The following is a 24,220-nucleotide window of genomic DNA, read 5'->3' on the forward strand; positions in this document are numbered from 1 at the left end:
CCGCCCCCTCTCACCGGTACTCCGACAGTCTGCGGTTGATGCCGAGCACGGCGCCGGCGGCGCCGAGGATGCCGAGCGCCGCCGCGCCGAGCGGCAGCGCCGTCAGCGCGTCCCTCGCGTCGCCGGCGGAGCGGGTGAACTCGCTCTGCTCGTGGGCGAGGGCGCGCTCCAGGGCGGCGTCGACCTGGTCGAAGGACTGGCCGGTGGAGCGGTCGGAGCCGACGATCCGGCCGAGGGCGCCCTCGTAGTCGCCGGCCTCGTCCTTGGCGCGGGCGTCCTTGTGGCGCTCCTGCCATTCGCCGGTGCGGGTGGCGGACTCGTCGACCGGGCCGCGTCCGGCGTCGTCGTCGGCGAGTTCCCGCGCCGTGGCGAGCGCCTTCGTCAGGGCGGTCATGCTCGCCGCGTAGTCCGCCTCGTACTTGTCGTTCTTGCCGTCCTCGGTGAGGACGGCGCCCCGGGCGACCAGGGTCAGGTTCTCGTTGGCGCGGGCGGTCAGCGAGCTGATCCGGGCGGTGTTGAGGACCTGGAGGGACTCCTGGCCGTGCGCGCGGGCGGTGTCGAGACCGGACCGCGCGAGGGTGTGCGCGGCGGCGAGCCAGAGCAGGACGACGACCGTGGCGGCGGTGGCGGCCAGCAGCCCGTGGTTGAAGACCCGGTTCGTCCGGGCGTAGTTGCGGCGCTGGGCCCACGCCAGGGCGGCCAGGGCGAGCAGACCGAGGGCGAGCGACAGGAACGGCCAGGTGCGGGCCGCGTCGTCGTCGCGGTGCAGCCGCTCGGACTCCGCCGCGTAGAGCCGCTCGGCGGCGGGCAGCAGCGCGGTGGACATCTGCTGGTTGGCGTACCTCAGATAGGCGCCGCCGAGCGGCAGGCCCTGCCGGTTGGCGGCCCGGGCGCGCTCGATCAGGCCCGTGTAGCGGGGCAGCTGTTCGTTGAGGGCGGCGATCTCGTGGGCGGACTCGGACGAACCGTCCGTGTTCGCCGCGGCCTTGACCAGGAGCCGGGAGGCGGTGGTGATGTCCCGGTCGTACCGCGCGCGGGACGCGGCGGGCTCCAGCGTGCCGGCCAGGAAACCGCCGGCGGCGGTGGAGTCGGCGTCGGCCAGGGAGCGGTAGATCGCGGCGGCGTCGGCGCTCAGGGGCTGGCTGCGGCTGACGACGTCGTCGGCGGCGGAGGCCCGGTCGGACACCTCCAGGGCGCTGACCCCACCGAACGCCACGACGAGCAGTGCCAGGACGGCGCCCAGGATCTGCAGCCGGCCGGGCTCGGTCGTCGCGGCCACCCGCAGCCGCTCGCGGCCCACGGCCCAGGCACCGCGTCCCGCGGGCGGGGTCGCGGCGGGCACCGGCGACGCCTGCGCGGGTACGGTTCCCGGGCGCGCGGGCGCCTGCGCCGTGCCCTGCGCCGCCGGGGCGGCGGGCGCGTTCGGCGGGTGTGTCACGTGACCTCCCCCTGGGTCTCTGACGTCGGCCGGCGCCTCCGGTGGTCCGGCGGCGACCGGTACCGGTGGACGACCACCCGGCCAGCAGTATGGCCTCAGAGGCCCGTCCGCACACCGGGATTGACTGGATCTTGTTCCTATCGTGCCCCATGCCCCCGGCACATCCGCGGGCGAACCCCCTCACCTTGAATACGCCTCCCGGCCAAGATCGGTTCCCTTTCGGACACCCCTCGAACGAGTGAACATGCGTGCGGGGCGCCCCGTCGTGACGACGGAACGCCCCGCGACGGCGCGCGTCAGCACACCCCGTAGTGCCCCCGCAGCCTGGTCTTGGCCTCCGGCGCGGCCTCCACGGCGTCCAGCGCGAGCAGCCCCGCCCCGAGGACCGGCGGCGCGGTCACGAACCCGACGACGGCCTTCGGCGCCCGCTCCGCGAGGAGTGCGCGGATCCGCTCCTCCAGCTGCGGATGGCGGGCGGCGAGCACGCTGCCGCCCAGCATCACCGGCGCCTCCTCGTGGTGGAGCCCGAGCCGGCGCAGCGCGACCGCCGCCATGGCGACGACCTCGTCGGCGAGCCGGTGCACGAGCGACAGGGCCACCGGGTCGCCCGCGGCAGCGACCGCGAAGAGCACCGGCGTCAGCTCGTGACGCCGCTCGAACGGCACCCCGCCCAGGTGCAGCGCCTCGATCAGCGCGTACATCGACGCCAGGCCGAAGTACGCGGGCAGCGCGTCGGCGAGCGCGGTGGGCAGGCCCCGGCCGTCCTCGGCCCGCGCCGCGAACCACAGCGCCTCCTCGGCCAGTCCGCCGCCCCCGCCCCAGTCGCCGGAGATCTTCCCGATCGCCGGGAAGCGCGCGGTACGCCCGTCCGGCGTCATCCCCACGCAGTTGATCCCCGCCCCGCACACCACCGCGACACCGCGCGGCTCGTCGAGCCCGGCGCGCAGTATGGCGAAGGTGTCGTTGTGCACCCGCACGTCGCCGGTCCAGCCCCGGCCGAGCAGCCCGGCCTGGAGCGCGACCTCCTCGACGGGCAGGTCGGCATTGGCGAGACAGGCCGTGACGTGCGCGAACGCGGGGGAGCGGCCGGCGCCGCCGGCCTCCTGCCACGCGCGTCCGACGATCTCGGCGAGCCCGTCGAGGGCCGTGTCCACCCCCACCACGGGGGGCTGGAACCCGCCGCCGCGGGCCGTCCCGAGGACGCTGCCGTCCCGGGAGACCACCGCGACGTCGGTCTTGCTGTTCCCCGCGTCGACCGCGAGGAGGACGCCGTCCAGGTTCACGCCCACGCGAGGTGCTCCCGGTTGTGCGCGATCAGCCGGTCGGTCAGCCCCTCGGCGTAGGCGTACTGGCCCACCAGCGGGTGCGCGAGGAGGGCCTTGAAGACCCGGTCGCGGCCGCCGCGCAGCGCCGCCTCCAGGGCCAGGTCCTCGTAGGCAGTGACGTTGGCGATCAGGCCGGCGTACAGCGGGTCCACCGGCGCGACCGGCAGCGGCGTGGCGCCGTGCGCGCCGACCGCGGCCTGCGTCTCGATGACGGCGTCGTCCGGCAGGAACGGCAGGGTGCCGTTGTTGTACGTGTTCACCACCTGGTACGGCGAGCCGCCGCCGCCCAGCAGGGACGCCGCCAGGTCCACGGCCGCCTCCGAGTAGAAGGCGCCGCCGCGCTTGGCGAGCAGGGCCGGCTTCTCGTCGAGCGTCGGGTCGCCGTACAGCTCCAGGAGCTCCTTCTCCATCGCCGCGACCTCGGCGGCCCGGGACGGCTTGGTGCCGAGCTCCCGGACCACCTCGTCGTGCGCGTAGAAGTACCTCAGGTAGTACGAGGGGACGACGCCGAGCCTGTCCAGGACCGGGCGCGGCAGGCGCAGGTCGTCGGCGACCGTGTCGCCGTGCTCGGCGAGCAGCCGGGGCAGCACGTTCTCGCCCTCGGGGCCGCCGATCCGGACGGCCCGCTCCCAGGTCAGGTGGTTGAGCCCGACGTGGTCGAGGTGGACCTCGGCCGGGGTCACGCCGAGGAGCGCGGCGAACTTCCGCTGGAAGCCGATGGCGACGTTGCACAGGCCGACGGCCTTGTGCCCGGCCTGGAGCAGCGCGCGCGTGACGATGCCGACGGGGTTGGTGAAGTCGATGATCCAGGCGTCCGGGTTGGTGCGCCGGACCCGCTCGGCGATGTCCAGGACCACCGGGACGGTGCGCAGCGCCTTGGCGAGACCGCCGGCGCCGGTGGTCTCCTGGCCGACGCAGCCGCACTCCAGCGGCCACGTCTCGTCCTGGAGGCGGGCGGCCTGCCCGCCGACCCGCAGCTGGAGCAGGACGGCGTCCGCGCCCTCGACCCCGGCGTCGAGGTCGGTGGTGGTGGTGACCTTGCCGGCGTGGTCCTGCTTGGCGAAGATGCGCCGGGCGAGGCCGCCGACCAGTTCGAGCCGCTCGGCGGCAGGGTCGACCAGGACGAGTTCGGTGATGGGCAGGGTGTCGCGCAGCCGCGCGAATCCGTCGATGAGTTCGGGGGTGTAGGTGGAACCGCCCCCCACGACTGTGAGCTTCATGGTCAGCCCTTCACTCCGGTCAGTGTGACTCCCTCGACGAACGCCTTCTGGGCGAAGAAGAACACGAGGATCACGGGGGCCATGACCAGCACGGTCGCGGCCATGGTCAGATTCCAGTCGGTGTGGTGCGCGCCCTTGAAGGACTCCAGGCCGTAACTGAGCGTCCAGGCGGCCGGGTTCTCGGAGGCGTAGATCTGCGGCCCGAAGTAGTCGTTCCAGCAGTAGAAGAACTGGAACAGGGCCACGGCGGCGATGCCGGGCTTCGCCATCGGCAGCACGACCCGGACGAGGGTGCGGAACTCGCCGCACCCGTCGATCCGCGCGGCCTCGACGTACTCGTTCGGGATGGTCAGCAGGAACTGGCGCAGCAGGAAGATGGCGAAGGCGTCGCCGAAGGCCATCGGGATGATCAGCGGCCACAGGGAGCCGGAGAGGTCCATCTGCTTGGCCCAGAACAGGTACATCGGGATGATCACGACCTGCGGCGGCAGCATCATCATCGAGATGACGAGCAGCAGCGACAGGTGGCGGCCCCGGAAGCGGAACTTGGCGAGCGCGTACGCCACGGGGATCGAGGACACCACCACGAGGACGGTGCCGAGGCCCGCGTACAGCAGGGAGTTCTTCCACCAGGTGAGGAAGCCCGGCGTCTCGAAGACCTTGACGTAGTTGTCCCAGTGCCAGGAGTTCGGCGTCAGGTCCCGGGTGAGCGCCTGCTGGTCGCTCATCAGGGAGGTCAGGAGGACGAAGACGAACGGGAGGACGAAGAACAGGGCCGCCGCGATGCCGAGCGAGTGCACGGCGATCCAGTGCAGCAGCGACCTGCGGCGGGCCTTCTTCTCGGCGGGGCTCGCCGCGAGGCGGTCGGGGGCGGGAGCGGTTGCGGTCGTCATGTGTCAGTCACCCGAGCCGATCAGGCCGCCGCGCCGGCGCATCAGGAGCGCGGTGAAGGCCATGGAGAAGGCGAAGAGCACCAGTGCCACGACGCAGGCGGCGCCGTAGTTGAACTGGCTGAAGCCGAGGTTGTAGACCAGCTGCGGAAGGGTCAGCGTGGAGTCGTCCGGGTAGCCGGGGACGAAGACCTCGCCGGAACCGCCCATCTTCCCCGAGGCGACCTTCGCGGCCACGATCGGCTGCGTGTAGTACTGCATCGCGCCGATGATCCCGGTGACGACCGCGAAGAGGACGATCGGCGAGATGTTGGGCAGGGTGACGTAGCGGAACCGCTGCCAGGCGGACGCGCCGTCGAGCTCGGCGGCCTCGTACTGCTCCTTCGGCACGTCGAGGAGGGCGGCCATGAAGATGACCATGAGGTCGCCGACGCCCCAGACCGCGAGGACGGTCAGCGCGGGCTTGGACCAGGAGGCGTCGTTGAACCAGGAGGGGGCGGGCAGCCCGACCGCCTCCAGGAGCGAGTTGACCGGTCCGGTGCCGGGGTTGAGCAGGAAGACGAAGGCGAGCGTGGCGGCCACCGGCGGGGCCAGGTAGGGCAGGTAGAACAGCGTGCGGAAGACGCCGGCCCCGGTCTTGATCTTGGTGATCAGCATGCCGACGCCGAGGCCGAAGAGGACCCGGCAGGCGACCATCACGACGGCGAGCCACAGGGTGTTGCGCAGGGCGGGCCAGAACTGGGGGAAGTCGCCGAAGACGTACGTCCAGTTCTCCAGGCCGCGCCAGGAGGGCGGGTTGAGGCCGTCGTAGCGCATGAAGGAGAAGTACACGGTGGAGATCAGCGGGTAGGCGAAGAAGACGCCGAAGCCGATCAGCCAGGGGGACATGAAGGCCAGGGTGCGGAGCGCGTTGCGCCGGCGCTTGGCCCGCAGCGTGTTCCGTCCCCCGGGGGAGGCGGCGGCCGGGGCGGCCGCCTCCTTCGCGGGCAGGGTGTCCGTGCTCATGGGTGGGTCCCGGCCGTCACTTCGCCGCGGCGATGTCGCGGTCGATCTGGGCCGCGGTGTCCGCGAGGCCCTTCTTCAGGTCCGTGACCTGGCCCTTCTCGTACTGCTGGGCGAACTTCTGCAGGGTGTCCTGGTAGGCCGAGCCGTTGACCGCGCCGTCCGAGGTGGTGGACGCCGGGTGGCGGGCGATGTCCAGGAACGTCTTGAAGCGGGGGTCGAAGGCGAGCTTCGGGGACTTCAGCGCGTCCAGGGTGGAGGGCACGTTGCCGATGGCGTTGGCGAAGCTCACCACGGCGTCGGTGTCCGTGGTCATGTACTTGACCAGCTCCCAGGCCGCGTTCTGCTTGGTGCTCTGCGGGGCGATGCCCATGATCGTGCCGGAGAGGTAGCCCTTGCCGTACTCGGCCAGCTCGTCGTCGGCGACGGGCAGTGGCGCGACGCCGACCTCGAACGGGACCTTGGCCTCCTTGACGAAGTTCAGCCGCCACTCGCCGTCCAGCTGCATGGCGACCTGACCGGTCTGGAAGGGGTGCTTGGCGCCCCACTCGTCGCCGAAGCCCGTGCGGTACTTGTCGAGCCGCTGGAACCCGCCCAGGGCCTCGACCAGGGACTTCTGGTAGGTCATCATCTCGGCGAACGCCGGGTCCTTGGCGATGTTCGACGTGCCGTCCGCCGCGAAGTATCCGCCGTGCTTCCACTGCGACATGTAGTGCGAGACCACGGTCTCGTAGCCGAGGTAGGTCGGCATGACACCGAGCCGCTCGTAGGAGTCGCCCTTGGCCTTGGTCAGCTTCTTCGCGACCTCGGTGAACTGCGACCAGGTCTTCGGCGGCGCCTCGGGGTCGAGTCCGGCCGCCTTGAACGCGTCCTTGTTGTAGTAGAGCCCGTACGCGTCGGAGAGCAGCGGCAGCGTGCAGCGCTTGCCCTCGAACTGGGTGTAGTCCTGGAGGACCTTCGGGAAGGTCTTGTCGAGGTCCAGCTTCGACTTCTCTATGAAGGGCTTGAGGTCGGCGAGGGCGCCCGACGAGCAGAACTTGCCGACGTTGGCCGTCGTGAAGGAGGAGACGACGTCCGGGCCGTTCGAGCCGCCCGCGCGCAGCGCCTGGCCCAGCTTGTCGTCGTTGATGTTGCCGACGACCTTCACCTTGATGTTCGGGTGGGCCTTCTCGAAGCGGGCGACGTTCTCCTCGATGGCCTTGACCTCGGCGGGCGCCGACCAGCCGTGCCAGAACGTGATGGTGGTCTGCGCGTTGGGGTCGTCGTTCGCGCCGTTGGTCGCCGAGCCCGTACAGGCCGAGGCGAAGAGGGCGATCGAGGCGGTGGCGGCGAGCGCGGCTGCGGCTCTGCGCGGACGTGCGGGCATGGCGGAGTCTCCCTGTGGCGAGGGGTGGAGGGGGAACGGTGGGGCGGTGGGGTCGAGGTCAGCGCGAGGTGTCGAAGACCTCGTCGCGGGTGGTGGCCAGGGCGCTTTCGAGGGCGCCGCGCAGCACGGGGCGCCGGGGGACGGCGGAGAGGACGAGCCGGGGCCGGGAGGCGGCGAGGTCGGCGAGTGCGGACTGCACGCGGGCGCGCAGCGGTTCGCCGCCGGCGACGAGGGCGTCGCCCGACAGCACGATCAGTTCGGGGTCGAGCACGGCGACGATCGAGGAGAGCCCGATGGCGAGCCGCTCGGCGTAGCGGTCGAGCAGTTCCGCGTACCGCGCGTCCTCGCCGTGCGCCCCGGCGGCGTGGGTGAGCAGCCGGGCCGCGACCGTGACGTACGGCTGCTCCGGCGTCTCGATGCCGGCGGCGCGGGCGATCCGGGGGACCGACTGGACGCCCGCGAGTTCCTGGAAGCCGCCGGAGTTGGCCTTGGTGACCTGCCGGACGAGCGGGGTGCCGGGCACGGGCAGGAAGCCGACCTCGCCGGCGCCGCCGGTGAAGCCCCGGTGCAGCCGGCCGCCGAGGACGACGGCGGCGCCCATGCCCTCCTCGTTCCACAGCAGGAAGAAGTCCGTGTGGCCGCGGGCGGCGCCGACGCGCTGTTCGGCGACGGCGACGAGGTTGACGTCGTTCTCGTACTCGAACGGCATGGGCAGGACGGCGGCCAGCTCCTCCAGGAGGGTGGGGGAGTGCCAGCCGGGGAGGTGGGAGGCGTAGCGCAGGCGCCCGGTGGCCGGGTCGAAGGCGCCGGGGGTGCCTATGACCAGGCGACGGACGTCCTCGGCGGTGATCCCGGCCGCCTTGACGGCCCCGTCGAGGGCGTCGGCGACCTGGCGGACGACACCGGAGGCGGAGCGGCCGGGGGTGCGGAGCTCGTACTCGCCGACGATCTCGCCGGTGATGTCGGCGACGGCGGCGCGGATGCGGAACTGGTTGACGTCGAGTCCGGCGGCGTACGCGGCGCGCGCGTTCACCGCGTAGAGCTGGGCGTTCGGTCCGGGCCGGCCTTCGGTGGTGCCGGTGGCGACGACGAGCCCGGCCGCTTCGAGGCGGGCGAGGAGCTGGGAGGCGGTCGGCTTGGACAGGCCGGTGAGCTTGCCGATCCGGGTGCGCGAGAGGGTGCCGTGCTCCAGGAGGAGGTCCAGGGCCGCGCGGTCGTTCATGGCCCGCAGGACACGCGGTGTTCCGGGGGTTCCCGGGGTCGTACCGGCCATGAGGTCGCACCTGCCCTTCGACGCTGGTCGGGCCATTGTGCTGCCTGTCGGCCGGCCCGATCTCCCACTGCTCTGTTAGGAAAGTTTCCTATTCGGTGGGAGGAAGGTAAGGCGGCCGTCACGGAGGCGTCAATACCCGGGGACGCGAGACGCCCCCGAAGGCAACCAAAGCGTTACCCGCGGAGGCGTCGGGACCGCGAACGTCCGGTCCGGGAGAGGAGCGAGGGGAGGGGAGGGAAGCGAGGGGAAGCGAAGGGGTCGAGGAGAAGGGAGGAGGTCCGGGGGCTACTTCGACAGGTCCTTCGGCAGCGGGGTGGTCGCCGCCGACTGGGGCGAGGTCGTCGAGGCGAACACGGACGGTGCCGCCATGCCAGCCGTCGGGTCGGCCGCCGACTCCTCGGCCTGCACGGGAACCCCGCCGACGATCCGGATGCCGGCCTCGTCCAGACCCCGCTTGATGCGCCAGCGCAGCTCGCGCTCCACGCCCAGGGCCTTGCCCGGCATCGTCTTCGCCGAGACCCGGACGGTCATCGAGTCGAGCAGCACCTCACTCAGACCGAGCACCTCGACCGGACCCCACAGCCGCTCGTTCCACGGCTCGTCCTTCGTCATGGAGTCCGCCGCCTCGGTGATCACCGACCGCACCCGCTCCAGGTCCTCCGTCGGCCGGACGGTCACGTCCACGCCCGCCGTCGCCCAGCCCTGGCTGAGGTTTCCTATCCGCTTGATCTCGCCGTTGCGGACGTACCAGATCTCGCCGTCCACGCCGCGCAGCTTGGTCACCCGCAGGCCCACCTCGACGACCTCGCCGGAGGCCACGCCCGCGTCGACCGAGTCGCCGACGCCGTACTGGTCCTCCAGGATCATGAAGACGCCCGAGAGGAAGTCCGTCACCAGGTTCCGCGCGCCGAAACCGATCGCGACGCCCGCCACACCGGCCGAGGCCAGCAGCGGCGCGAGGTCGATCTTGAAGGCGCCGAGGATCATCAGCCCCGCCGTGCCCAGGATCAGGAACGACGCGACCGAGCGCAGGACCGAGCCGATCGCCTCCGAGCGCTGCCGGCGCCGCTCGGTGTTGACGAGGAGACCGCCCAGGGCCGTCCCCTCCACCGCCTGCGCCGAACGGTTCATCCGCTCGATCAGCTTCGTCAGGGCACGGCGGACGGCCATCCGCAGCAGCAGCGCGACGATCAGGATCAGCAGGATGCGCAGTCCGGTGTTCAGCCAGGTGGACCAGTTCTCCTCCACCCAGCTCGCCGCGTTCGTGGCCTTCTCCGCCGCCTCGTCCAGGGTCACCGGAATGGGTTCGGGATCGGTGGCAGCCGCAAGGGCGGACCAGGACACGGGGCAACCTCCAGGGATCGCGGACGCAGGTCTTCCACACTAACGGGGCGTCGGACATGGTCCTGTTGCCGTGTTCGAGGGAGAGACGGACCTCACCTGGGCAAGTAAGAGGCAGGTAAGCAGCGGGCGGCGGAAGGGGCCGCCGATGTGGTCGAGAACACTCCGGGCCCGTCACCCCGATTCCCGCACGTGGTGGCGCATCGCCGGGCCATGAGGAGAGACTGAGAGCAGTTCGTCCCGGCGCGAGCCACGCGCCGCCGGCGTCATAGGAGGCATCCGTGCCGCACGTCCTGGTCCTCAACGCGTCGTACGAGCCGCTCGGCGTCGTACCGCTCCGCCGCGCACTCGTCCTCGTCCTGGAGAACAAGGCACTCTGCCTCGAGGAATCCGGCGCCTTCCTGCACAGCGAGACCCAAGTCCTCCCCGCGCCCAGCGTGGTGCGACTGAAGCGCTTCGTGCGGGTCCCCTACCGGGGGCCCGTTCCCTTGACCCGCCGGGCCCTCTTCGCCCGCGACGGCGGGCGCTGCGTGTACTGCGGGGGCGTCGCCACCAGCGTCGACCACGTCATCCCGCGCAGCCGGGGCGGCACCCACGCCTGGGACAACGTGGTGGCGGCCTGCCGCCGCTGCAACCACGTCAAGGCGGACCGGCACCTGCGCGAGATCGGCTGGCGCCTGCGCCATCAACCGGCCCCGCCCTCCGGCCTCGCCTGGCGGATCATCGGCACCGGCCACCGGGACCCCCGGTGGCTGCCGTACCTCCAGCCGTACGGAGCCGAGGACGTGATGGCCCGGATCGACTCCGTCGCCGACGCCCCCGTGAGGGCGCTGACGACGGGTTGACCCGGGCCTTTCGCGTACGCGGGGCCTCCGGCCTCGTACGCGGGGCCTCCGGCACGGGAGCGGCGCACCCTCAGGGGGTGCTCCGCTCCCCGGTCGCGTCCTCCTCCGCGGGCGGCACCGGCCGACCCGGCCCCGCCGCCTCCCCAGGCCCCGTCGGCGCCGCGGGCTGCTCGGGCCCCGTCGGCTCCGGCGCGTCCACGGCATAGGTCTCCACGGACCACAGCGAGTACCCGAACCGGGTCGCCCGGGTCTCCCCCTGCACCCGCAGGAAGCGCGTGTCCGCCGCGTCCATCCGGACCGACTCCCGGCCGCCGCGCCCGTCCGCGACCGTCGCCGCCGTGCGCCACACCCGGCCGTCGGCCGAGACCTGGACGCGGTAGCGGGAGGCGTACGCGTCCTGCCAGTGCAGCACCACCTGCCCTATCCGCGCGGGCTCGGCCAGCTCCAGCTGCCACCAGGCGCCGTCCTCGGCGGGCGAGGACCAGCGGGTGGCCGCGTCGCCGTCGACCGCCGAGGCGGCCGGGAAGTCCGGGGTCTCGTCGCCCGAGGAGGACGCCTTCGCCGTCCGCGCCAGATCCGGGCCGGCCGTCCGGGGGAAGGCCCGGACGGTCAGCACCCGCTCCTCGCCCGCGAAGGAGACCGGCACCCGGTACGAGCCGGCCGGCACGTCCGCCGCCACCGACACCTCCAGCGGAAGGGTCGTCCGCGTCCCGCGCCGCACCGCCGCCTCCGCGGGGAGGAGGACGGCGATGCCCTTCGGCGCCCTCGCCGTCAGCGGGCCGCGGACCTCGCCCGCGCGCGTGCCCGACAGCTCCACGTCCACCCGCCGCGCCGGCCCGCCGATCTCCGCGTCGGTCTCCGTACGGGCCAGTTCGAGCCCCGCGCGGGGCCCGTCCGCGAACCACGGCACCAGCGAGCGCACATCGGGGGCCGGTCCCGCGTCGCTCCACACCACCCGCAGCGCGTCGGCCCGCAGCCCCTTCAGATCGGTCTGGGTCCAGCCGGACGCCGACAGCGCGCCGAGCGCCCGCCACCCCTCCCCGGGGACGTACGCCTCCACGCGCGCGTCCGCGCCGCGGCCCCGGTCGGGCCCTGCCAGCACGGTCAGCGCCTCCACGGGCCGCGTCCGGTCGAGCCGGACGGTGTACGAACCCGGGGCGCGTTCGGCCGGGGCCGCGACGGTCCGGTCGGCGCCGGTCCAGGCCGCCGACTCCGCCACCGCGCGCGTGAGGAAGGGGTCGAGCACGCCCGCGCCGACCGTCACCCGGCTCGTCCCCAGGGCCTCCCGCAGCCGTTCGAGGTCCAGTCGGGCCCGCCAGGCCGCGGCGCCGTCGCCGCGCTCCTGCGCCAGCAGCATGTCCACGGCCGTCTCGCCGGCCTCGCCGTACCGCGCGAGCTGTTCGAGCCAGGGGCCGGTCTCCGCGCCGAGGGCCGAACCGGCGGTCGACGCGAGCCGTTCGGGCGCCCGGCGCATCACGGTGAACGCGGCCCGCAGCTCGCGCGCCGCCTTCTCCCGCGCGACCCGGCCGGCCGGCGTGTCCGGGGCCGTGAGCGAGGCACGGAACGCGGCGAGCAGCGGCGTGAGATACGCCGACTCGCCCTTCGGGTCGAGGATCGAGGAGGCGGCGTTCCCGGCGAGCGCCCGCAGCGCCTCACGGGCCGCCGGGTCCGGGCCCGCGAGGTCGTCGACGGCGGCCCGCCAGGACTCCCGCGGCCGGTAGCCCCGCGGGTTCCAGGCGTAGTCGGCGGCGGTGAAGAGCGGGATGCGGGAGGCCGTGGCCTGCTCCATGGCGTGCGCGAGGAACGCGGCGGAACCGGCGGCCACGGCCGGCTCCCGGCCCAGCGCGGGGCCGAGGAAGAGGCGGTCCTGCGCGTAGTCGTTGACCGGGTAGTTGTCCATCGTGACCAGCGGATGCCGCAGGGCGCCGCGCGCCCCTGCCAGTTCGCCGCCGGTGATCGTGCGCGGGACGACGCCGACGCCGGTCCACGCCACCCGCACGTCCGCGTCGAGCGTGTCGGCGAGACGGGTGCGGTAGGCCGTCGCGCCCTCCTGGTAGAACTCCGTCGGCATCACCGTCAGCGGCTCGGAGCCCGGGTACCGGTCGGCCAGGTGACGGGCGACGGTGTTCGCCACGCGCGCGTGGGCGGCGGCCGCGGCCTCCGGGCCCCGCCCGAAGACGTCGGCGTCCTTCTCGCAGTGCCACTCGTCGTACGAGGCGTCCTGGAACTGGAGCTGGAAGGCGCGCACCCCGAGCGCCCACAGGGAGTCGAGCTTCCGGGTCAGCGCCGCCACGTCCCCCGTCGAGGACAGGCACATGGACTGGGCGGGCGCGACGGCCCAGCCCAGCGTCACGTGCCGGGCCCGGGCCCGCTCGGCGAGCGCCCGGAACTCCCGCTGCTGCGCGGCGGGGTAGGGCTCGCGCCACTGCGCCTGCCGGTACGGGTCGTCCCCGGGCGCGTACAGATAGCGGTTCTGCTTGGTCCGGCCCAGGAAGTCCAGCTGCGCGAGGCGCTGTTCCAGGGTCCAGGGGCGGCCGTAGAAGCCCTCGGTGACGCCCCGCTCGGCCGTGCCCGGCCAGTCGCGGACCACGACGCCGGGCACCTCCCCGCCGCCGCCGAGGAGTTGGCGCAGCGTCTGCACGGCGTGGAACAGCCCGTCCCCGCCGACCCCGTCCAGGACCACGGTCTCCCGCCCCTGGTGGCGGCCGGTCGCGAGCCGGTAGCCGCCGCGCGGCAGGTCGAGCCGCTCGGGCACGCCCAGGGAGGTCAGCACGGCCTCCGCGCCCTCGCCGGCGGGGCCCGCCGCGCGCAGCACCGGTCCCCGGCCGGGGAGTTCGGTGTGCACGGTCCGGACCCCGGCGGCCCGGAGCAGCCCGTGCAGCTCGGCGAGGGCGTACGGATCGGCGTCGGCGTCCGCGAGCAGCGTCACCTCGTCGCCCAGGCGCACGGAGGGACCGGCGGCGGCCAGGGACTGCGGCCGCGGCCACACCTCGGGCAGCGGTGCCACGACGGCGCCCGTCGACGACCGGACGGGATCCGAGGGGGCCGTCGCCGCGGGGGCCTTCGGGCCCGTCGTCGGGGCCGGGGCCGCCGGGGAGGCGGGGGTCGCCGGGGCCGCGTACACCGCGCCCGGGGCGGCTCCGCCCAGGAGCCCGCCGATGACGGCGGCGGCGACGGCCGTCGCGGTGCCCTTCCTGCGCCCCAGGTGCACGGGGTCTCCCTTCGGACAGGCCCGGCCGCTCCGCCGGTTTGGTCACGATCGGGTCACGAGCCCACCACCCGCCCCACGGAAGTGTCAATGCGCGCGGGCGATGTGTCGGCTTTGCCCGGCGAGCCGTCGGCGAGGTGACGTCACTTCGTCACTTTCCGCCGGTAAAACGAGGTGCGGTGGGTAGGGCTCATTCGCACCCGAGGACATGCCCCAGGTCCCACCAGTCGAGACGAACCGGGAGACCCCCGTGACCACGACCGCCCACCATCTCGGACGGATACGGATTCCGCAGCAGGCGCCGGACACCACCGCGCCGCTGACCAGCGAACCGCCGCTGCCCGACGCGGCCCCCCTCACCAGTGAACCGCCGCTGACCGAGGCGGCACCCCTCACCAGCGAGCCCACCGCCCCCGGCAGCGCGGGTGGCACGGAGTCCCCCGGAGTGTGAAGTGACCCTGGCCCGTCTCGCCGCCCGTCACGGCGTCGCCACCGCGTACAGCCCCTCCGAGGGCGTCACCGTGCCCGTGCCCGACGCCACCGTCGTCGCCGTCCTCGGCGCGCTGGGGGTCGACGCGACCACGCCGGAGGCGGTCGCCACCGCCCTCGGCGCGGCGGAACGGGCCGAGTCGGAGCGCCTGTTGCCCACCACGCTCGTCCACCGCAGGGGAGGCGAGCCGCTCCGGCCACCGGCGGACCTGCCGGTCGGCACCCGCCTGCGGGTCACCACCGAGGAGGGGGCAGCCTTCGCCGGCCGGGACTGGGAGCGGCTGCCCCTCGGCGTCCACACGGTCGAGGCGCAGGCCCCCGACGGCCGCAGCGCCACCGCCACCCTGATCGTGAGCCCCGCGCGCGTGCCCGCCCCCGAGCGGCGGGCGTACGGCCTGCTCGTCCAGCTGTACTCCCTGCTCTCCGGCCGCTCCTGGGGCATGGGCGACCTCGGCGACCTGCGCGAACTCGCGAGCTGGGCGGGCCGTACCCACGGCGCGGGCTTCGTCCAGGTCAACCCGCTCCACGCGGGTGTGCCCGGGGCGCCCACCGACCCCTCCCCGTACCGCCCCTCCTCGCGCCGCTTCCCCGACCCCGTCCACCTGCGGATCGAGGAGATCCCCGAGTACGCCCTGGTGGGTCCCGAGCGCCGGGAGGAACTCGACCGGATCCTCGCCGACGCGGCCGAGCTGCGCGAACGGGTCCTCGGCAAGGGCGCGCTGATCGACCGGGACGCCGTGTGGGACGTCAAGCGCCGGGCTCTGGAGCTCGTCGTCGGCGGCGTGGAGCTCGGTCCGGGCCGGCGCGCCGACTTCCACGACTTCCTCGCCGACCGGGGCGCCGCCCTGGAGGACCACGCCACCTACCAGGCCCTCGCCGAACGGCACGGCCCCCACTGGCGGGAATGGCCCGAGGCGCTGCGCCGGCCCCGCACGGCGGAGGCGGCCGTGCGCGCCGACCCGGCGCTCGCCGCCCGGGTCGACTTCCACTGCAGACTCGCCTGGCTGACGGACCGGCAGCTGGCCGACGCGGCCGGGGCGGCCCGCGAGGCCGGGATGGAGATCGGGATCGTCCACGACCTGGCCGTCGGCGTCCATCCGGAGGGCTCCGACGCCTGGGCGCAGCAGGACGCGTTCGCGGCCGGCATGTCGGTCGGCGCCCCGCCGGACGCCTTCAACGCCCGGGGTCAGGACTGGGGCCTGCCGCCGTGGCGGCCCGACGCCCTCGCCGCCGCCGGCTACGCCCCGTACCGCGGGCTCCTGCGCGAACTCCTGCGCCACGCGGGCGCGCTGCGCATCGACCACGTCATGGGCCTGTTCCGGCTCTGGTGGGTCCCCGAGGGGCTCGCACCCACCGAGGGGACCTACGTCCGCTACGACGCCGAGGCGATGCTGGCCGTCCTCGTCCTGGAGGCGCACCGGGCCGGCGCCCTCGTCATCGGCGAGGACCTCGGCACGGTCGAGCCGGGGGTGCGGGAGCGGCTGGCCCGCAGCGGGGTGTTCGGCACCTCGGTGCTCTGGTTCGAGCGGGACTGGGCCGGCTCCGGCCGCCCGCTGCCGGCGGAGGAGTGGCGCGCGGAGTGCGTCGCCACGGCCACCACCCACGACCTGCCCTCCACCGCCGCCCGGCTCTCCGGCGACCACGTCGCCCTGCGCCACCGCCTCGGGCTCCTGGACGGCGACCCGGAGCGCGACCGGGCCGCGGACGCGGTCGAGACCGCCGAGTGGCTGGGCCTGTTCCAGCGGCTCGGGCTGCTGCCGGAGGGGCCGGGGGACGAGCAGGCCGCGATCCTGGCCGTCCACCGGTTCCTGCTGGGCACCCCGGCCCGGATGGTGGGGGTGTGGCTGCCGGACGCGGTGGGGGACCGCAGACCGCAGAACCTGCCGGGCACCTGGGACCAGTACCCCAACTGGCGGTTGCCGATCGCGGGCCCGGACGGCCAGCCGCTGACCCTCGAACAGCTCGCCGCCTCGCCCCGGGCGCACGCCCTGCTGCGCGAGCTGCACACCCGTACGGCGTCCGGCGAACCGGCCGCCGCACGGCCGCGTGCCCGTACGGCACCCCCGGGCGCGCGGTCCGTTTAGGTGTTCGCTACGTTTGCACCGTGGACAAGAAGAACGCACTGCGCGCCGGCTCCATCGCGGCCGGTACGACGCTGATGATGCTGCTCATGTCGTCCCCCGCGCTCGCGCTGACCCGCGACGACGGTGACGACCCGGCCCCCAAGCTGAGTGTCGTCGAGACGCTCGGCCTGTTCGTGGCCACCCCGCTGGTGCTGTTCCTGGTCATCATCGGCCTGGTGATGGTGCTCGACAAGTCCAAGAAGGCGTAACCGCCTCCACGGTCTGACACCGAGGGCGCCGCACGGTACGACGTACCGTGCGGCGCCCTCGCGTGCGTGCGGACCCCTCAGGCGGTCGTGGCGAGCAGCTTGCGCAGCAGCCCGGCCAGCTGGTCCGCCTCCTCGGCGCTGAGCGCGGCCTCCAGGGCGGCCCGCTGCTCCCCGAGCCCGGCCTCGACTGCCTGGTCCACCAGCTCCCGGCCGCGCTCGCTGAGGGTGACCCGCAGCCCGCGCCGGTCGTTCGGGTCGGGGCTGCGAGTGAGCAGCCCGGCCTTCTCCAGCTTGTCCAGGCGGCCCGTCATACCGCCCGTGGTGATCATCAGCGTGGCGGTCAGCTCGCGCGGCGAGAGCGTGTACGGCTCTCCGGACCTGCGCAGCGTGGCGAGCACGTCGAACTCCCCGAGCGCCATGCCGTACGGCGCGTACGCCTTGTCCACGCGGCCGCGCATGGCGTTGGCCAGCCGGTAGACGCGGCCGAAGACGGCCATCGGGACGGTGTCCAGGTCGGGGCGTACGACGGCCCACTGGTCGGCGATGGCGTCGACGGCGTCATGGGCGGGGGGCTGCGTCTTCATGTCCCCAGTCTCCTCTCGCTCTCCGGTCGATGGCAAGAAAGCCACTTGCAAGTAAGTAGCTTAGTGCTAAGTTAATTACCGCCAAGCCAGTCCGGTCCGCCCGGTCCGGACGTCGCTGCAAGGGGGAACCGTCATGTCCCGCAAGGCCGCCGTCGTCGCTCTCACCGCACTCGCCCCCATCTCCTGGGGCTCCACCTACTTCGTGACCACGGAGTTCCTGCCGCCCGACCGGCCGCTCTTCACCGGCCTGATGCGCGCCCTGCCCGCCGGGCTCCTGCTCCTCGCCCTCACCCGCACGCTCCCGCGGGGTGCCTGGTGGGGGAAGGCGGCGGTCCTCGGAGCCCTGAACATCGGCGCCTTCTTCCCGCTGCTCTTCCTGGCCGCCTACCGACTTCCCGGCGGGGTCGCCGCCGTCGTCGGCTCCGTCGGCCCGCTCTTCGTCGTCGGCCTCGCCGCCCTCTTCCTGGGGGACAAGCCCACCGTCAAGGCGCTGGTCACCGCCGTCGCCGCCGCCTTCGGCGTCAGCCTCGTGGTGCTCAAGGCCGGCGCCGCCCTCGATGTGATCGGGGTCCTCGCCGGACTGCTCTCGTCGCTGTCCATGTCGGCCGGCATCGTCTTCACCAAGCGCTGGGGCCGCCCCGAGGGCGTCGGCGCCCTCGCGCTCACCGGCTGGCAGCTCACCGCGGGCGGCCTGGTCATCCTGCCCCTCGCCTTCCTGATCGAGGGCGCCCCGCCGGCCCTGACCGGCACCCACCTGGCCGGCTACGCCTACCTCGCCTTCGGCAACACCGCGATCTCCTACTTCCTCTGGTTCCGCGGCATCGAGCGGCTGAGCGCCTCCTCGGCCACCCTCCTCGGCCCGCTCTCCCCGGTCACCGCGGCGATCATCGGCTGGATCGCGCTCGGCCAGGCGCTGGGTCCGGTGCAGGTCGCCGGCATGGCGATCGCGGTCGCGGCCACCGTGGCGGGCCAGCTGAGCCCCCGGGCGCCGAAGGTCCCGACGGCAAAAACGTTCAGTTCTGCTGAAAAGACAGGTCAGGAAGTTTCGATGGACCTGGAGGTTTTGGCGGTGCGACGGTAGGCGGCATGACCCCGACCACCGCCCGCCGTCCGACCACCGCCCCGACCACAGCAGACCCCCGCGCCACCACAGCCGTCACCCGCACCACCGCCACCGAGAGGCCGGCGCCCGCGAGGAAGCTCGCACCGGGCGCCGGCCTCGGCGTGCTCCTCGCCCTGCTCGCCACCGTCGTCTGGTCCGGCAGCTTCGTCGCCACCCGGGACATGGCCGACACCGTGCCGCCCGTCCAGGCCGTCTTCTGGCGATGGGTCATCGCGCTGGCCGCCGTCGCGCCGTTCGCCGCCCGCCCCCTCCTGCGGCAGTGGCGGACGCTCCGCCGCCACCTCGGCTTCGTCGCCCTGGCCTCGCTCTTCGGCGTCGCCCTCTACAACACCCTCGTGCACCAGGCCGGACTGACCACCTCCGCCGCCAACATGGGCATGATCATGGCCGCGTCCCCGGTGATCATGGCGGTCTACGCCCGGCTCGGCGGCGAACGCCTCGGCGCCCGCCGCGTCCTCGGGATGCTGACCGCCGCCCTGGGGGTCCTCCTGCTCGTCGGCAGGGGCTCGCTCGCCGTGGACCTCTCCGCCGGGGACCTCTGGATGTTCGCCGCCGCCCTCTCCTTCGCCTCCTACAGCGCGCTGCTCAAGCGCAAGCCCGCCGAGATCGACGGACTCGCCTTCCTCCTCGCCACCTTCCTGCTCGGCGCGCTCCTGCTCGCGCCCGCCTACGCCGTCTCGCTCGCCGTCCAGGGCGGCTTCACCGTCGGCGTCCGCTCGGTCGGCCCCCTGCTGTACGTCGGGGTCCTCTCCTCCGCCGTCGCCTTCTTCGCCTGGAACAAGGCGATCGCCCTGATCGGCGCCGCCCGAGCCGGAGTCGTCTACTACCTCCAGCCCGTCTGCGTCGCCCTCCTGTCCCACGCGCTCCTCGGCGAACGCCTCGGCGCCCTCGGGATCGTGTGCATGGCGCTCGTCCTCGGCGGAGTGGCGCTGAGCTCCTCCCCCGATCGCCGGGCGTCGCCCGAGCGGGACCCCGGGTAGGTTGCGCCCCATGACCGAGTGGGACATCAAGAAGCTGCAGATCCTCCGTACCCTGCGCGACCGCGGCACCGTCACCGCGACCGCCGAGGCCCTGCTCATGACCCCCTCGGCGGTCTCACAGCAACTCACCAACCTCGCCCGGCAGCTCGGCGTGCGGCTCCTGGAGGCCCAGGGCCGCCGGGTCCGGCTCACCGACGCCGCCCACCTCGTGCTGCGGCACGCGGAGGTCGTCTTCGCCCAGCTGGAACGCGCCGACGCCGAACTCGACGGCTATCTGCGCGGCGAGGCGGGCCAGGTACGGGTGGCCGCCTTCTCCACCTCGGTGCCCGCCCTCGTCGTCCCCGCCGTGCGCCGGCTGCGCACCGACCACCCCGGGCTCGACGTCCGCGTCCGGGAGGCCGAGGCGGCGGAGGCGTACGAGCTGCTCGCGGCCGGCCAGGTCGACCTGGCGCTCTCCCTCGCCGCCCACGCGCCCTCCGTGCGGGACCCCAAGTTCAGCCGGGTGCCGCTCCTCGCCGACCCGCTCGACGTCGCCCTGCCCGCCGGCCATCCGCTCGCCGACGCGCCCGGCCTGCGGCTCGCCGACCTCGCCGCCGAACCGTGGATCTTCGGCGGCTCCGGACCCTGGTCCGAGATCACCACCGCCGCCTGCGAGGCCGCCGGCTTCGTCCCCGAGCAGGCGCACAGCGCCTCCGGCTGGACCGCGATCCTCGCCATGGTCGAGGCCGGTCTCGGGATCGCCCTCGTGCCGCGGATGGCCTCGGCCGACCGCCGCGGCGGCGCCGGGGTCGTCATGCGCGTCCTCTCCGCCGACCAGCCGCGCCGCCACGTCGTCGCCGCCGTGCGGCAGGGGGCGGAGGAGGGACCGGCGGTGGCCCGCGTCCTCGCCGCGCTCCGGCAGGCGGCGACGGCCCGCGAGACCGTTCGGAAGAACTGAACAGACCCGTCGAAAACATTCGATGGACCGGCCTCGCCGGGCAGCGGGAAGCTCGTTCCATGAGCCCCGACGCGCACACCGACCCGCACGCCAACGACGCCGCCCCCTACACCGGCGGCGACCCGTACGCCGACTACCGCTCCGGCGACTTCCCCTTCACCGAGCTGGTCGACCTCGCCGACCGCCGTCTCGGCGGCGGGGTGGTGGCCGCCGACGACGAGTTCTTCGCCGAGCGGGAGAACCTGCTCGTCCGCGAACCCGCCGTCTTCGACCCGGAGCGCTTCGGCCACAAGGGCAAGATCATGGACGGCTGGGAGACCCGACGCCGCCGCGGCGCCGACGCCGACCACGTCTTCCCCGCCCCCGACGACCACGACTGGGCGATCGTCCGCCTCGGCGCCCCCGGCGTCATCCGCGGGATCGTCGTCGACACCGCCCACTTCCGCGGCAACTACCCGCAGCGGATCAGCCTCCAGGCCACCGCCGTGGAAGGCTCGCCCGGCCCCGCCGAGCTGCTCGACGCGCGGTGGGAGGAGCTCGTGCCGCCCACCCCCGTCCGGGGCCACGCCGCCAACGGCTTCGCGATCGCCGCCGAACGCCGCTTCACCCACGTCCGCCTCTGCCAGCACCCCGACGGCGGCGTCGCCCGCCTCCGCGTCCACGGCGAGGTCGTGCCCGACCCCGAGTGGCTGGAGCTCCTCGGCACCCTCGACCTGGTCTCCGTGCTCAACGGAGGCTCCTGCGAGGACGCGTCGGACCGCTTCTACTCCTCGCCGACGCAGATCATCCTGCCCGGCACCTCCCACAAGATGGACGACGGCTGGGAGAACCGCCGCCGCCGCGTCCGCGACACCCACGACTGGGTCCGCTTCCGACTCGCCGCCCAGGGCGCCGTCCGCGCCGTCGAGATCGACACCGCCTGCCTCAAGGGCAACTCGGCCGGCTGGATCGCCCTGCACGGCCGCAACGGCGAGACCGGCGAGTGGTCGGAGATCATCCCCAGGACCCGGCTCCAGCCCGACACGCTGCACCGCTTCGCGCTCCCCGCCCGGGCCGTCGTCACCCATGTCCGCCTCGACGCCTTCCCCGACGGCGGCATCGCCCGGATGCGGCTGCACGGCACGTTCACGGAGCAGGGCGCGGCCGACCTGCGCGCGCGGTACGCGGCCCTCGGAGGCTGACCCCTCCGGGTACGGGAAAGGGGGCCCCGGACGAGTCCGGGGCCCCCTTCGCCGTCGTCGGCCCTACGCGGCGGCCGCGTCCGCCGCCTGCGCCTTGAGGGCGCGCTCGACGCCCGCGCGGCACTCGGTCACCATGCGCCGCAGCGCCGGGACCGGGTCGTGCTCCGCGATCCACGCGTCCGTGGCGTCCAGGGTCGCCTGGGACACCTGGAACGTCGGGTAGAGGCCGACCACGATCTGCTGGATCATCTCGTGGCTGCGGGAGTCCGCGACGGCCTTGATCGACGCGAAGTACCGCGCCGTGTACGGGGCGAGCAGCTCGCGCTGGTCGGCCTGGACGAAGCCGCCGATGACGGCCTCCTGCACGGCGTTCGCCAGCTTGTCGTCCTCGACGACCGAGGCCCACGCCTCCGCCTTCGCCGCCTCCGTCGGACGGGCCGCGCGCGCGGTCGCCGCGTGCCGCTCGCCCGCCGCGGTGCGGTCGCGCTCCAGCTCGGCGGCGATCTCCACCTCGTCGAAGCGGCCGGTGGCCGCGAGGCGCTGCACGAACGCCCAGCGCAGCTCGGTGTCGACGGCCAGGCCCTCGACGACCACGGAGCCGTCGAGCAGCCCGGCGAGCACGTCGAGCTCCGCGGCCTCGCGGGCGGTCGCGGCGAAGGCCCGCGCCCACGCCAGCTGGTGGTCGCTGCCGCCGGCGGCGGCACGCAGCTGCTCCTGGGCGAAGGCGCCCCAGCGCGCCAGGCCCGTGGTCCGCCACTCCGGCGCCGCGTACAGCTCGATCGCCGCCTTGACCTGGCCCTGGAGCGACTGGACCACGCCGATGTCGGTCTCCTTGGTGATGCCCGAGAGCACCAGGTCCAGGTAGTCGCGGGTGGCCATCTCGCCGTCGCGGGTCATGTCCCAGGCCGAGGCCCAGCACAGGGCGCGCGGCAGGGACTCGGCGAAGTCGCCGAGGTGCGCGGTGACGTGGGCGAGGGACACCGGGTCGAGGCGGACCTTCGCGTACGACAGGTCGTCGTCGTTGAGCAGGACGACCGCCGGGCGGGCCTTGCCCACCAGCTGCGGCACGGCGGTCAGCCCCGCCGCGTCGATGTCCAGCTCCAGGCGGTCGGTGCGGACCAGCTTGCCGGCGGCGTCCAGGTCGTAGAAGCCGATCGCGATGCGGTGCGGGCGCAGGACCGCCTCGCCCTTGGCGCCGGCGGGCAGCGCCGGGGCCTCCTGGCGGACGGCGAAGGCGGTGATGGCGCCGCTCTCGTCGGTCTCGATCTCGGGGCGCAGGATGTTGATGCCGGCCGTCTCCAGCCACGCCTTCGACCAGGTCTTCAGGTCACGGCCGGAGGTCTCCTCCAGCGCGCCGAGCAGGTCGGACAGGCGCGTGTTGCCGAAGGCGTGCGCCTGGAAGTACGCCTGCACGCCCTTGAAGAACTCGTCCTGGCCGACGTAGGCGACGAGCTGCTTCAGGACGCTCGCGCCCTTGGCGTACGTGATCCCGTCGAAGTTGACGAGCACGTCCTCCAGGTCGTTGATCTCGGCCATGATCGGGTGCGTGGAGGGCAGCTGGTCCTGGCGGTAGGCCCAGGTCTTCTCCGCGTTGGCGAAGGTCGTCCAGGCGTGCGGCCAGCGGGTGCCCGCCACGGACGCCTGGCAGGCGACCGAGGTGTAGGTGGCGAACGACTCGTTCAGCCAGAGGTCGTTCCACCACTCCATGGTCACGAGGTCGCCGAACCACATGTGGGCGAGCTCGTGCAGGATCGTCTCGGCACGCCGCTCGTACGCCGCGTCCGTCACCTTCGAGCGGAAGACGTACTGGTCGCGGATGGTGACCGCGCCCGCGTTCTCCATCGCGCCCGCGTTGAACTCCGGCACGAAGAGCTGGTCGTACTTGGCGAACGGGTAGTCGTACGCGAACTTCTCCTGGAACCAGTCGAAGCCCTGCCGGGTCACGTCGAAGATGTGCTCCGCGTCCAGGAACTCCGCCAGCGACGGACGGCAGTAGATGCCCAGCGGGACGGTCTGGCCGTCCTTCTCGTACGACGAGTGCACCGAGTGGTACGGGCCCACGATCAGCGCGGTGATGTACGACGAGATGCGCGGCGTCGGCTCGAAGACCCAGACGTCGTCCTTCGGCTCCGGCGTCGGCGAGTTGGAGATGACCTTCCAGCCGGCCGGGGCCTTCACGGTGAACTGGAAGGTCGCCTTCAGGTCGGGCTGCTCGAACGAGGCGAAGACCCGCCGCGCGTCCGGCACCTCGAACTGGGTGTACAGATAAGCCTGGTCGTCGACCGGGTCGACGAAGCGGTGCAGACCCTCACCGGTGTTGGTGTACGCGCAGTCGGCGACGACCTTGAGCTCGTTGCGGCCCTCGACCAGGTGGGCCAGCGCGATCCGGGAGTCGCGGAAGACGGCGGCGACGTCCAGCGAGCGGCCGTTCAGCACGGCCTCGTGGACGGCGGGGGCGACGAGGTCGATGAAGGTGGAGGCACCGGCCTCGGCGGAATCGAAGCGGACGGTGGTGACGGACCGGTAGGTGCCGCCCTCCTGCGCACCGGAGAGGTCGAGTTCGACCTCGTACGCGTCCACGGACAGCAGCGCCGCCCGCTGCTGAGCCTCTTCACGGGTCAGGTTCGTGCCAGGCACCCGGTCAACTCCTCGGTTTCGTGACGTTTGGCCCATCCTTCCACGGGGT

The 24,220-nt window shown here is 73.5% G+C and carries 19 protein-coding genes; 8 read left to right on the forward strand and 11 right to left on the reverse strand.

Features of this window, described 5'->3' with window-relative positions; all coding sequences use genetic code 11:
• Window positions 1–10: 10 nt before the first annotated feature.
• The 8 genes from AB0424_RS16355 to AB0424_RS16390 form a co-directional block, all read right to left on the reverse strand.
• Window positions 11–1,438, reverse strand: a complete 1,428-nt coding sequence (locus AB0424_RS16355) for a hypothetical protein (RefSeq protein ID WP_366305875.1) — start codon at window positions 1,436–1,438, stop codon at window positions 11–13.
• A gap of 296 nt (window positions 1,439–1,734) precedes the next feature.
• On the reverse strand, window positions 1,735–2,727 hold the full coding sequence (locus AB0424_RS16360) for a BadF/BadG/BcrA/BcrD ATPase family protein (protein ID WP_366305877.1): 993 nt from the start codon (window positions 2,725–2,727) through the stop codon (window positions 1,735–1,737).
• Window positions 2,718–3,983, reverse strand: coding sequence for a 6-phospho-beta-glucosidase (locus tag AB0424_RS16365; RefSeq protein ID WP_366305879.1), 1,266 nt, complete (start codon window positions 3,981–3,983; stop codon window positions 2,718–2,720). The genes AB0424_RS16360 and AB0424_RS16365 overlap by 10 nt, the downstream gene beginning before the upstream one ends.
• A 2-nt stretch (window positions 3,984–3,985) precedes the next feature.
• Window positions 3,986–4,876 carry a carbohydrate ABC transporter permease gene (locus AB0424_RS16370; protein WP_366305881.1) on the reverse strand — a complete coding sequence of 297 codons (891 nt, stop codon included), beginning with the start codon at window positions 4,874–4,876 and terminating at the stop codon, window positions 3,986–3,988.
• Window positions 4,877–4,879: 3 nt separating this feature from the next.
• Window positions 4,880–5,761 carry a sugar ABC transporter permease gene (locus tag AB0424_RS16375; RefSeq protein ID WP_366306233.1) on the reverse strand — a complete coding sequence of 294 codons (882 nt, stop codon included), beginning with the start codon at window positions 5,759–5,761 and terminating at the stop codon, window positions 4,880–4,882.
• A gap of 133 nt (window positions 5,762–5,894) precedes the next feature.
• Complete coding sequence (locus tag AB0424_RS16380; protein ID WP_366305883.1) at window positions 5,895–7,241, reverse strand: ABC transporter substrate-binding protein; 1,347 nt, start codon at window positions 7,239–7,241, stop codon at window positions 5,895–5,897.
• Between the two features lie 58 nt (window positions 7,242–7,299).
• Entirely contained in the window at window positions 7,300–8,514 is a 1,215-nt protein-coding gene (locus AB0424_RS16385) for an ROK family transcriptional regulator (protein ID WP_366305885.1), read from the reverse strand.
• Between the two features lie 285 nt (window positions 8,515–8,799).
• A complete protein-coding gene (locus AB0424_RS16390; protein ID WP_366305886.1) occupies window positions 8,800–9,858 on the reverse strand; it encodes a mechanosensitive ion channel family protein in 1,059 nt (352 codons plus the stop codon).
• Window positions 9,859–10,136: 278 nt separating this feature from the next.
• Between AB0424_RS16390 and AB0424_RS16395 the strand changes: the two genes are divergently transcribed.
• Window positions 10,137–10,700, forward strand: a complete 564-nt coding sequence (locus AB0424_RS16395; RefSeq protein ID WP_366305888.1) for an HNH endonuclease — start codon at window positions 10,137–10,139, stop codon at window positions 10,698–10,700.
• 70 nt (window positions 10,701–10,770) lie between these two features.
• Here AB0424_RS16395 and AB0424_RS16400 read toward each other — a convergent pair whose 3' ends face one another.
• On the reverse strand, window positions 10,771–13,911 hold the full coding sequence (locus AB0424_RS16400) for a beta-N-acetylglucosaminidase domain-containing protein (RefSeq protein WP_366305890.1): 3,141 nt from the start codon (window positions 13,909–13,911) through the stop codon (window positions 10,771–10,773).
• Window positions 13,912–14,158: 247 nt separating this feature from the next.
• On the opposite strand from AB0424_RS16400, the gene AB0424_RS16405 reads away from it, so the two are divergent.
• From AB0424_RS16405 to AB0424_RS16415, 3 genes are read left to right on the forward strand one after another with little or no spacing between them, the layout of a single operon-like run.
• The gene (locus AB0424_RS16405; protein WP_366305892.1) at window positions 14,159–14,359 is read left to right on the forward strand and encodes a hypothetical protein; all 201 of its coding nucleotides are present in this window, start codon (window positions 14,159–14,161) and stop codon (window positions 14,357–14,359) included.
• 1 nt (window position 14,360) lies between these two features.
• Complete coding sequence (gene malQ, locus AB0424_RS16410) at window positions 14,361–16,481, forward strand: 4-alpha-glucanotransferase (RefSeq protein ID WP_366305894.1); 2,121 nt, start codon at window positions 14,361–14,363, stop codon at window positions 16,479–16,481.
• 20 nt (window positions 16,482–16,501) lie between these two features.
• Window positions 16,502–16,729, forward strand: coding sequence for a hypothetical protein (locus AB0424_RS16415; protein WP_366305896.1), 228 nt, complete (start codon window positions 16,502–16,504; stop codon window positions 16,727–16,729).
• Window positions 16,730–16,806: 77 nt separating this feature from the next.
• Here AB0424_RS16415 and AB0424_RS16420 read toward each other — a convergent pair whose 3' ends face one another.
• Window positions 16,807–17,313, reverse strand: coding sequence for a MarR family transcriptional regulator (locus AB0424_RS16420; RefSeq protein ID WP_366305898.1), 507 nt, complete (start codon window positions 17,311–17,313; stop codon window positions 16,807–16,809).
• 133 nt (window positions 17,314–17,446) lie between these two features.
• Here AB0424_RS16420 and AB0424_RS16425 point away from each other — a divergent pair, with 133 nt between their 5' ends.
• From AB0424_RS16425 to alc, 4 genes are read left to right on the forward strand one after another with little or no spacing between them, the layout of a single operon-like run.
• Window positions 17,447–18,394 (forward strand): EamA family transporter, encoded by a 948-nt coding sequence (locus AB0424_RS16425; protein WP_366305900.1) that lies wholly within the window; start codon window positions 17,447–17,449, stop codon window positions 18,392–18,394.
• Window positions 18,395–18,399: 5 nt separating this feature from the next.
• Window positions 18,400–19,416, forward strand: a complete 1,017-nt coding sequence (locus AB0424_RS16430) for a DMT family transporter (protein ID WP_366305902.1) — start codon at window positions 18,400–18,402, stop codon at window positions 19,414–19,416.
• Window positions 19,417–19,426: 10 nt separating this feature from the next.
• A complete protein-coding gene (locus tag AB0424_RS16435) occupies window positions 19,427–20,353 on the forward strand; it encodes a LysR family transcriptional regulator (protein ID WP_366305904.1) in 927 nt (308 codons plus the stop codon).
• 59 nt (window positions 20,354–20,412) lie between these two features.
• Window positions 20,413–21,534 carry an allantoicase gene (gene alc / locus AB0424_RS16440; protein WP_366305906.1) on the forward strand — a complete coding sequence of 374 codons (1,122 nt, stop codon included), beginning with the start codon at window positions 20,413–20,415 and terminating at the stop codon, window positions 21,532–21,534.
• Window positions 21,535–21,597: 63 nt separating this feature from the next.
• Here the strand turns inward: alc and pepN are convergent, their stop codons facing one another.
• A complete protein-coding gene (gene pepN / locus AB0424_RS16445; RefSeq protein ID WP_366305908.1) occupies window positions 21,598–24,171 on the reverse strand; it encodes an aminopeptidase N in 2,574 nt (857 codons plus the stop codon).
• Window positions 24,172–24,220 lie beyond the last annotated feature (49 nt).

Source organism: Streptomyces sp. NPDC051180, assembly GCF_040689545.1.
Taxonomy (GTDB): Bacteria; Actinomycetota; Actinomycetes; order Streptomycetales; family Streptomycetaceae; genus Streptomyces.

What these genes read in the sequence shown, in the direction of transcription:
- AB0424_RS16365 (WP_366305879.1), bottom strand. Translation starts at nt 3,983, where the DNA reads ATGAAGCTCACAGTCGTGGGGGGCGGTTCCACCTACACCCCCGAACTC.
- AB0424_RS16370 (WP_366305881.1), bottom strand. Translation starts at nt 4,876, where the DNA reads ATGACGACCGCAACCGCTCCCGCCCCCGACCGCCTCGCGGCGAGCCCC.
- AB0424_RS16375 (WP_366306233.1), bottom strand. Translation starts at nt 5,761, where the DNA reads ATGTCCCCCTGGCTGATCGGCTTCGGCGTCTTCTTCGCCTACCCGCTG.
- AB0424_RS16380 (WP_366305883.1), bottom strand. Translation starts at nt 7,241, where the DNA reads ATGCCCGCACGTCCGCGCAGAGCCGCAGCCGCGCTCGCCGCCACCGCC.
- AB0424_RS16385 (WP_366305885.1), bottom strand. Translation starts at nt 8,514, where the DNA reads ATGGCCGGTACGACCCCGGGAACCCCCGGAACACCGCGTGTCCTGCGG.
- AB0424_RS16420 (WP_366305898.1), bottom strand. Translation starts at nt 17,313, where the DNA reads ATGAAGACGCAGCCCCCCGCCCATGACGCCGTCGACGCCATCGCCGAC.
- AB0424_RS16425 (WP_366305900.1), top strand. Translation starts at nt 17,447, where the DNA reads ATGTCCCGCAAGGCCGCCGTCGTCGCTCTCACCGCACTCGCCCCCATC.
- AB0424_RS16430 (WP_366305902.1), top strand. Translation starts at nt 18,400, where the DNA reads ATGACCCCGACCACCGCCCGCCGTCCGACCACCGCCCCGACCACAGCA.
- AB0424_RS16435 (WP_366305904.1), top strand. Translation starts at nt 19,427, where the DNA reads ATGACCGAGTGGGACATCAAGAAGCTGCAGATCCTCCGTACCCTGCGC.
- alc (WP_366305906.1), top strand. Translation starts at nt 20,413, where the DNA reads ATGAGCCCCGACGCGCACACCGACCCGCACGCCAACGACGCCGCCCCC.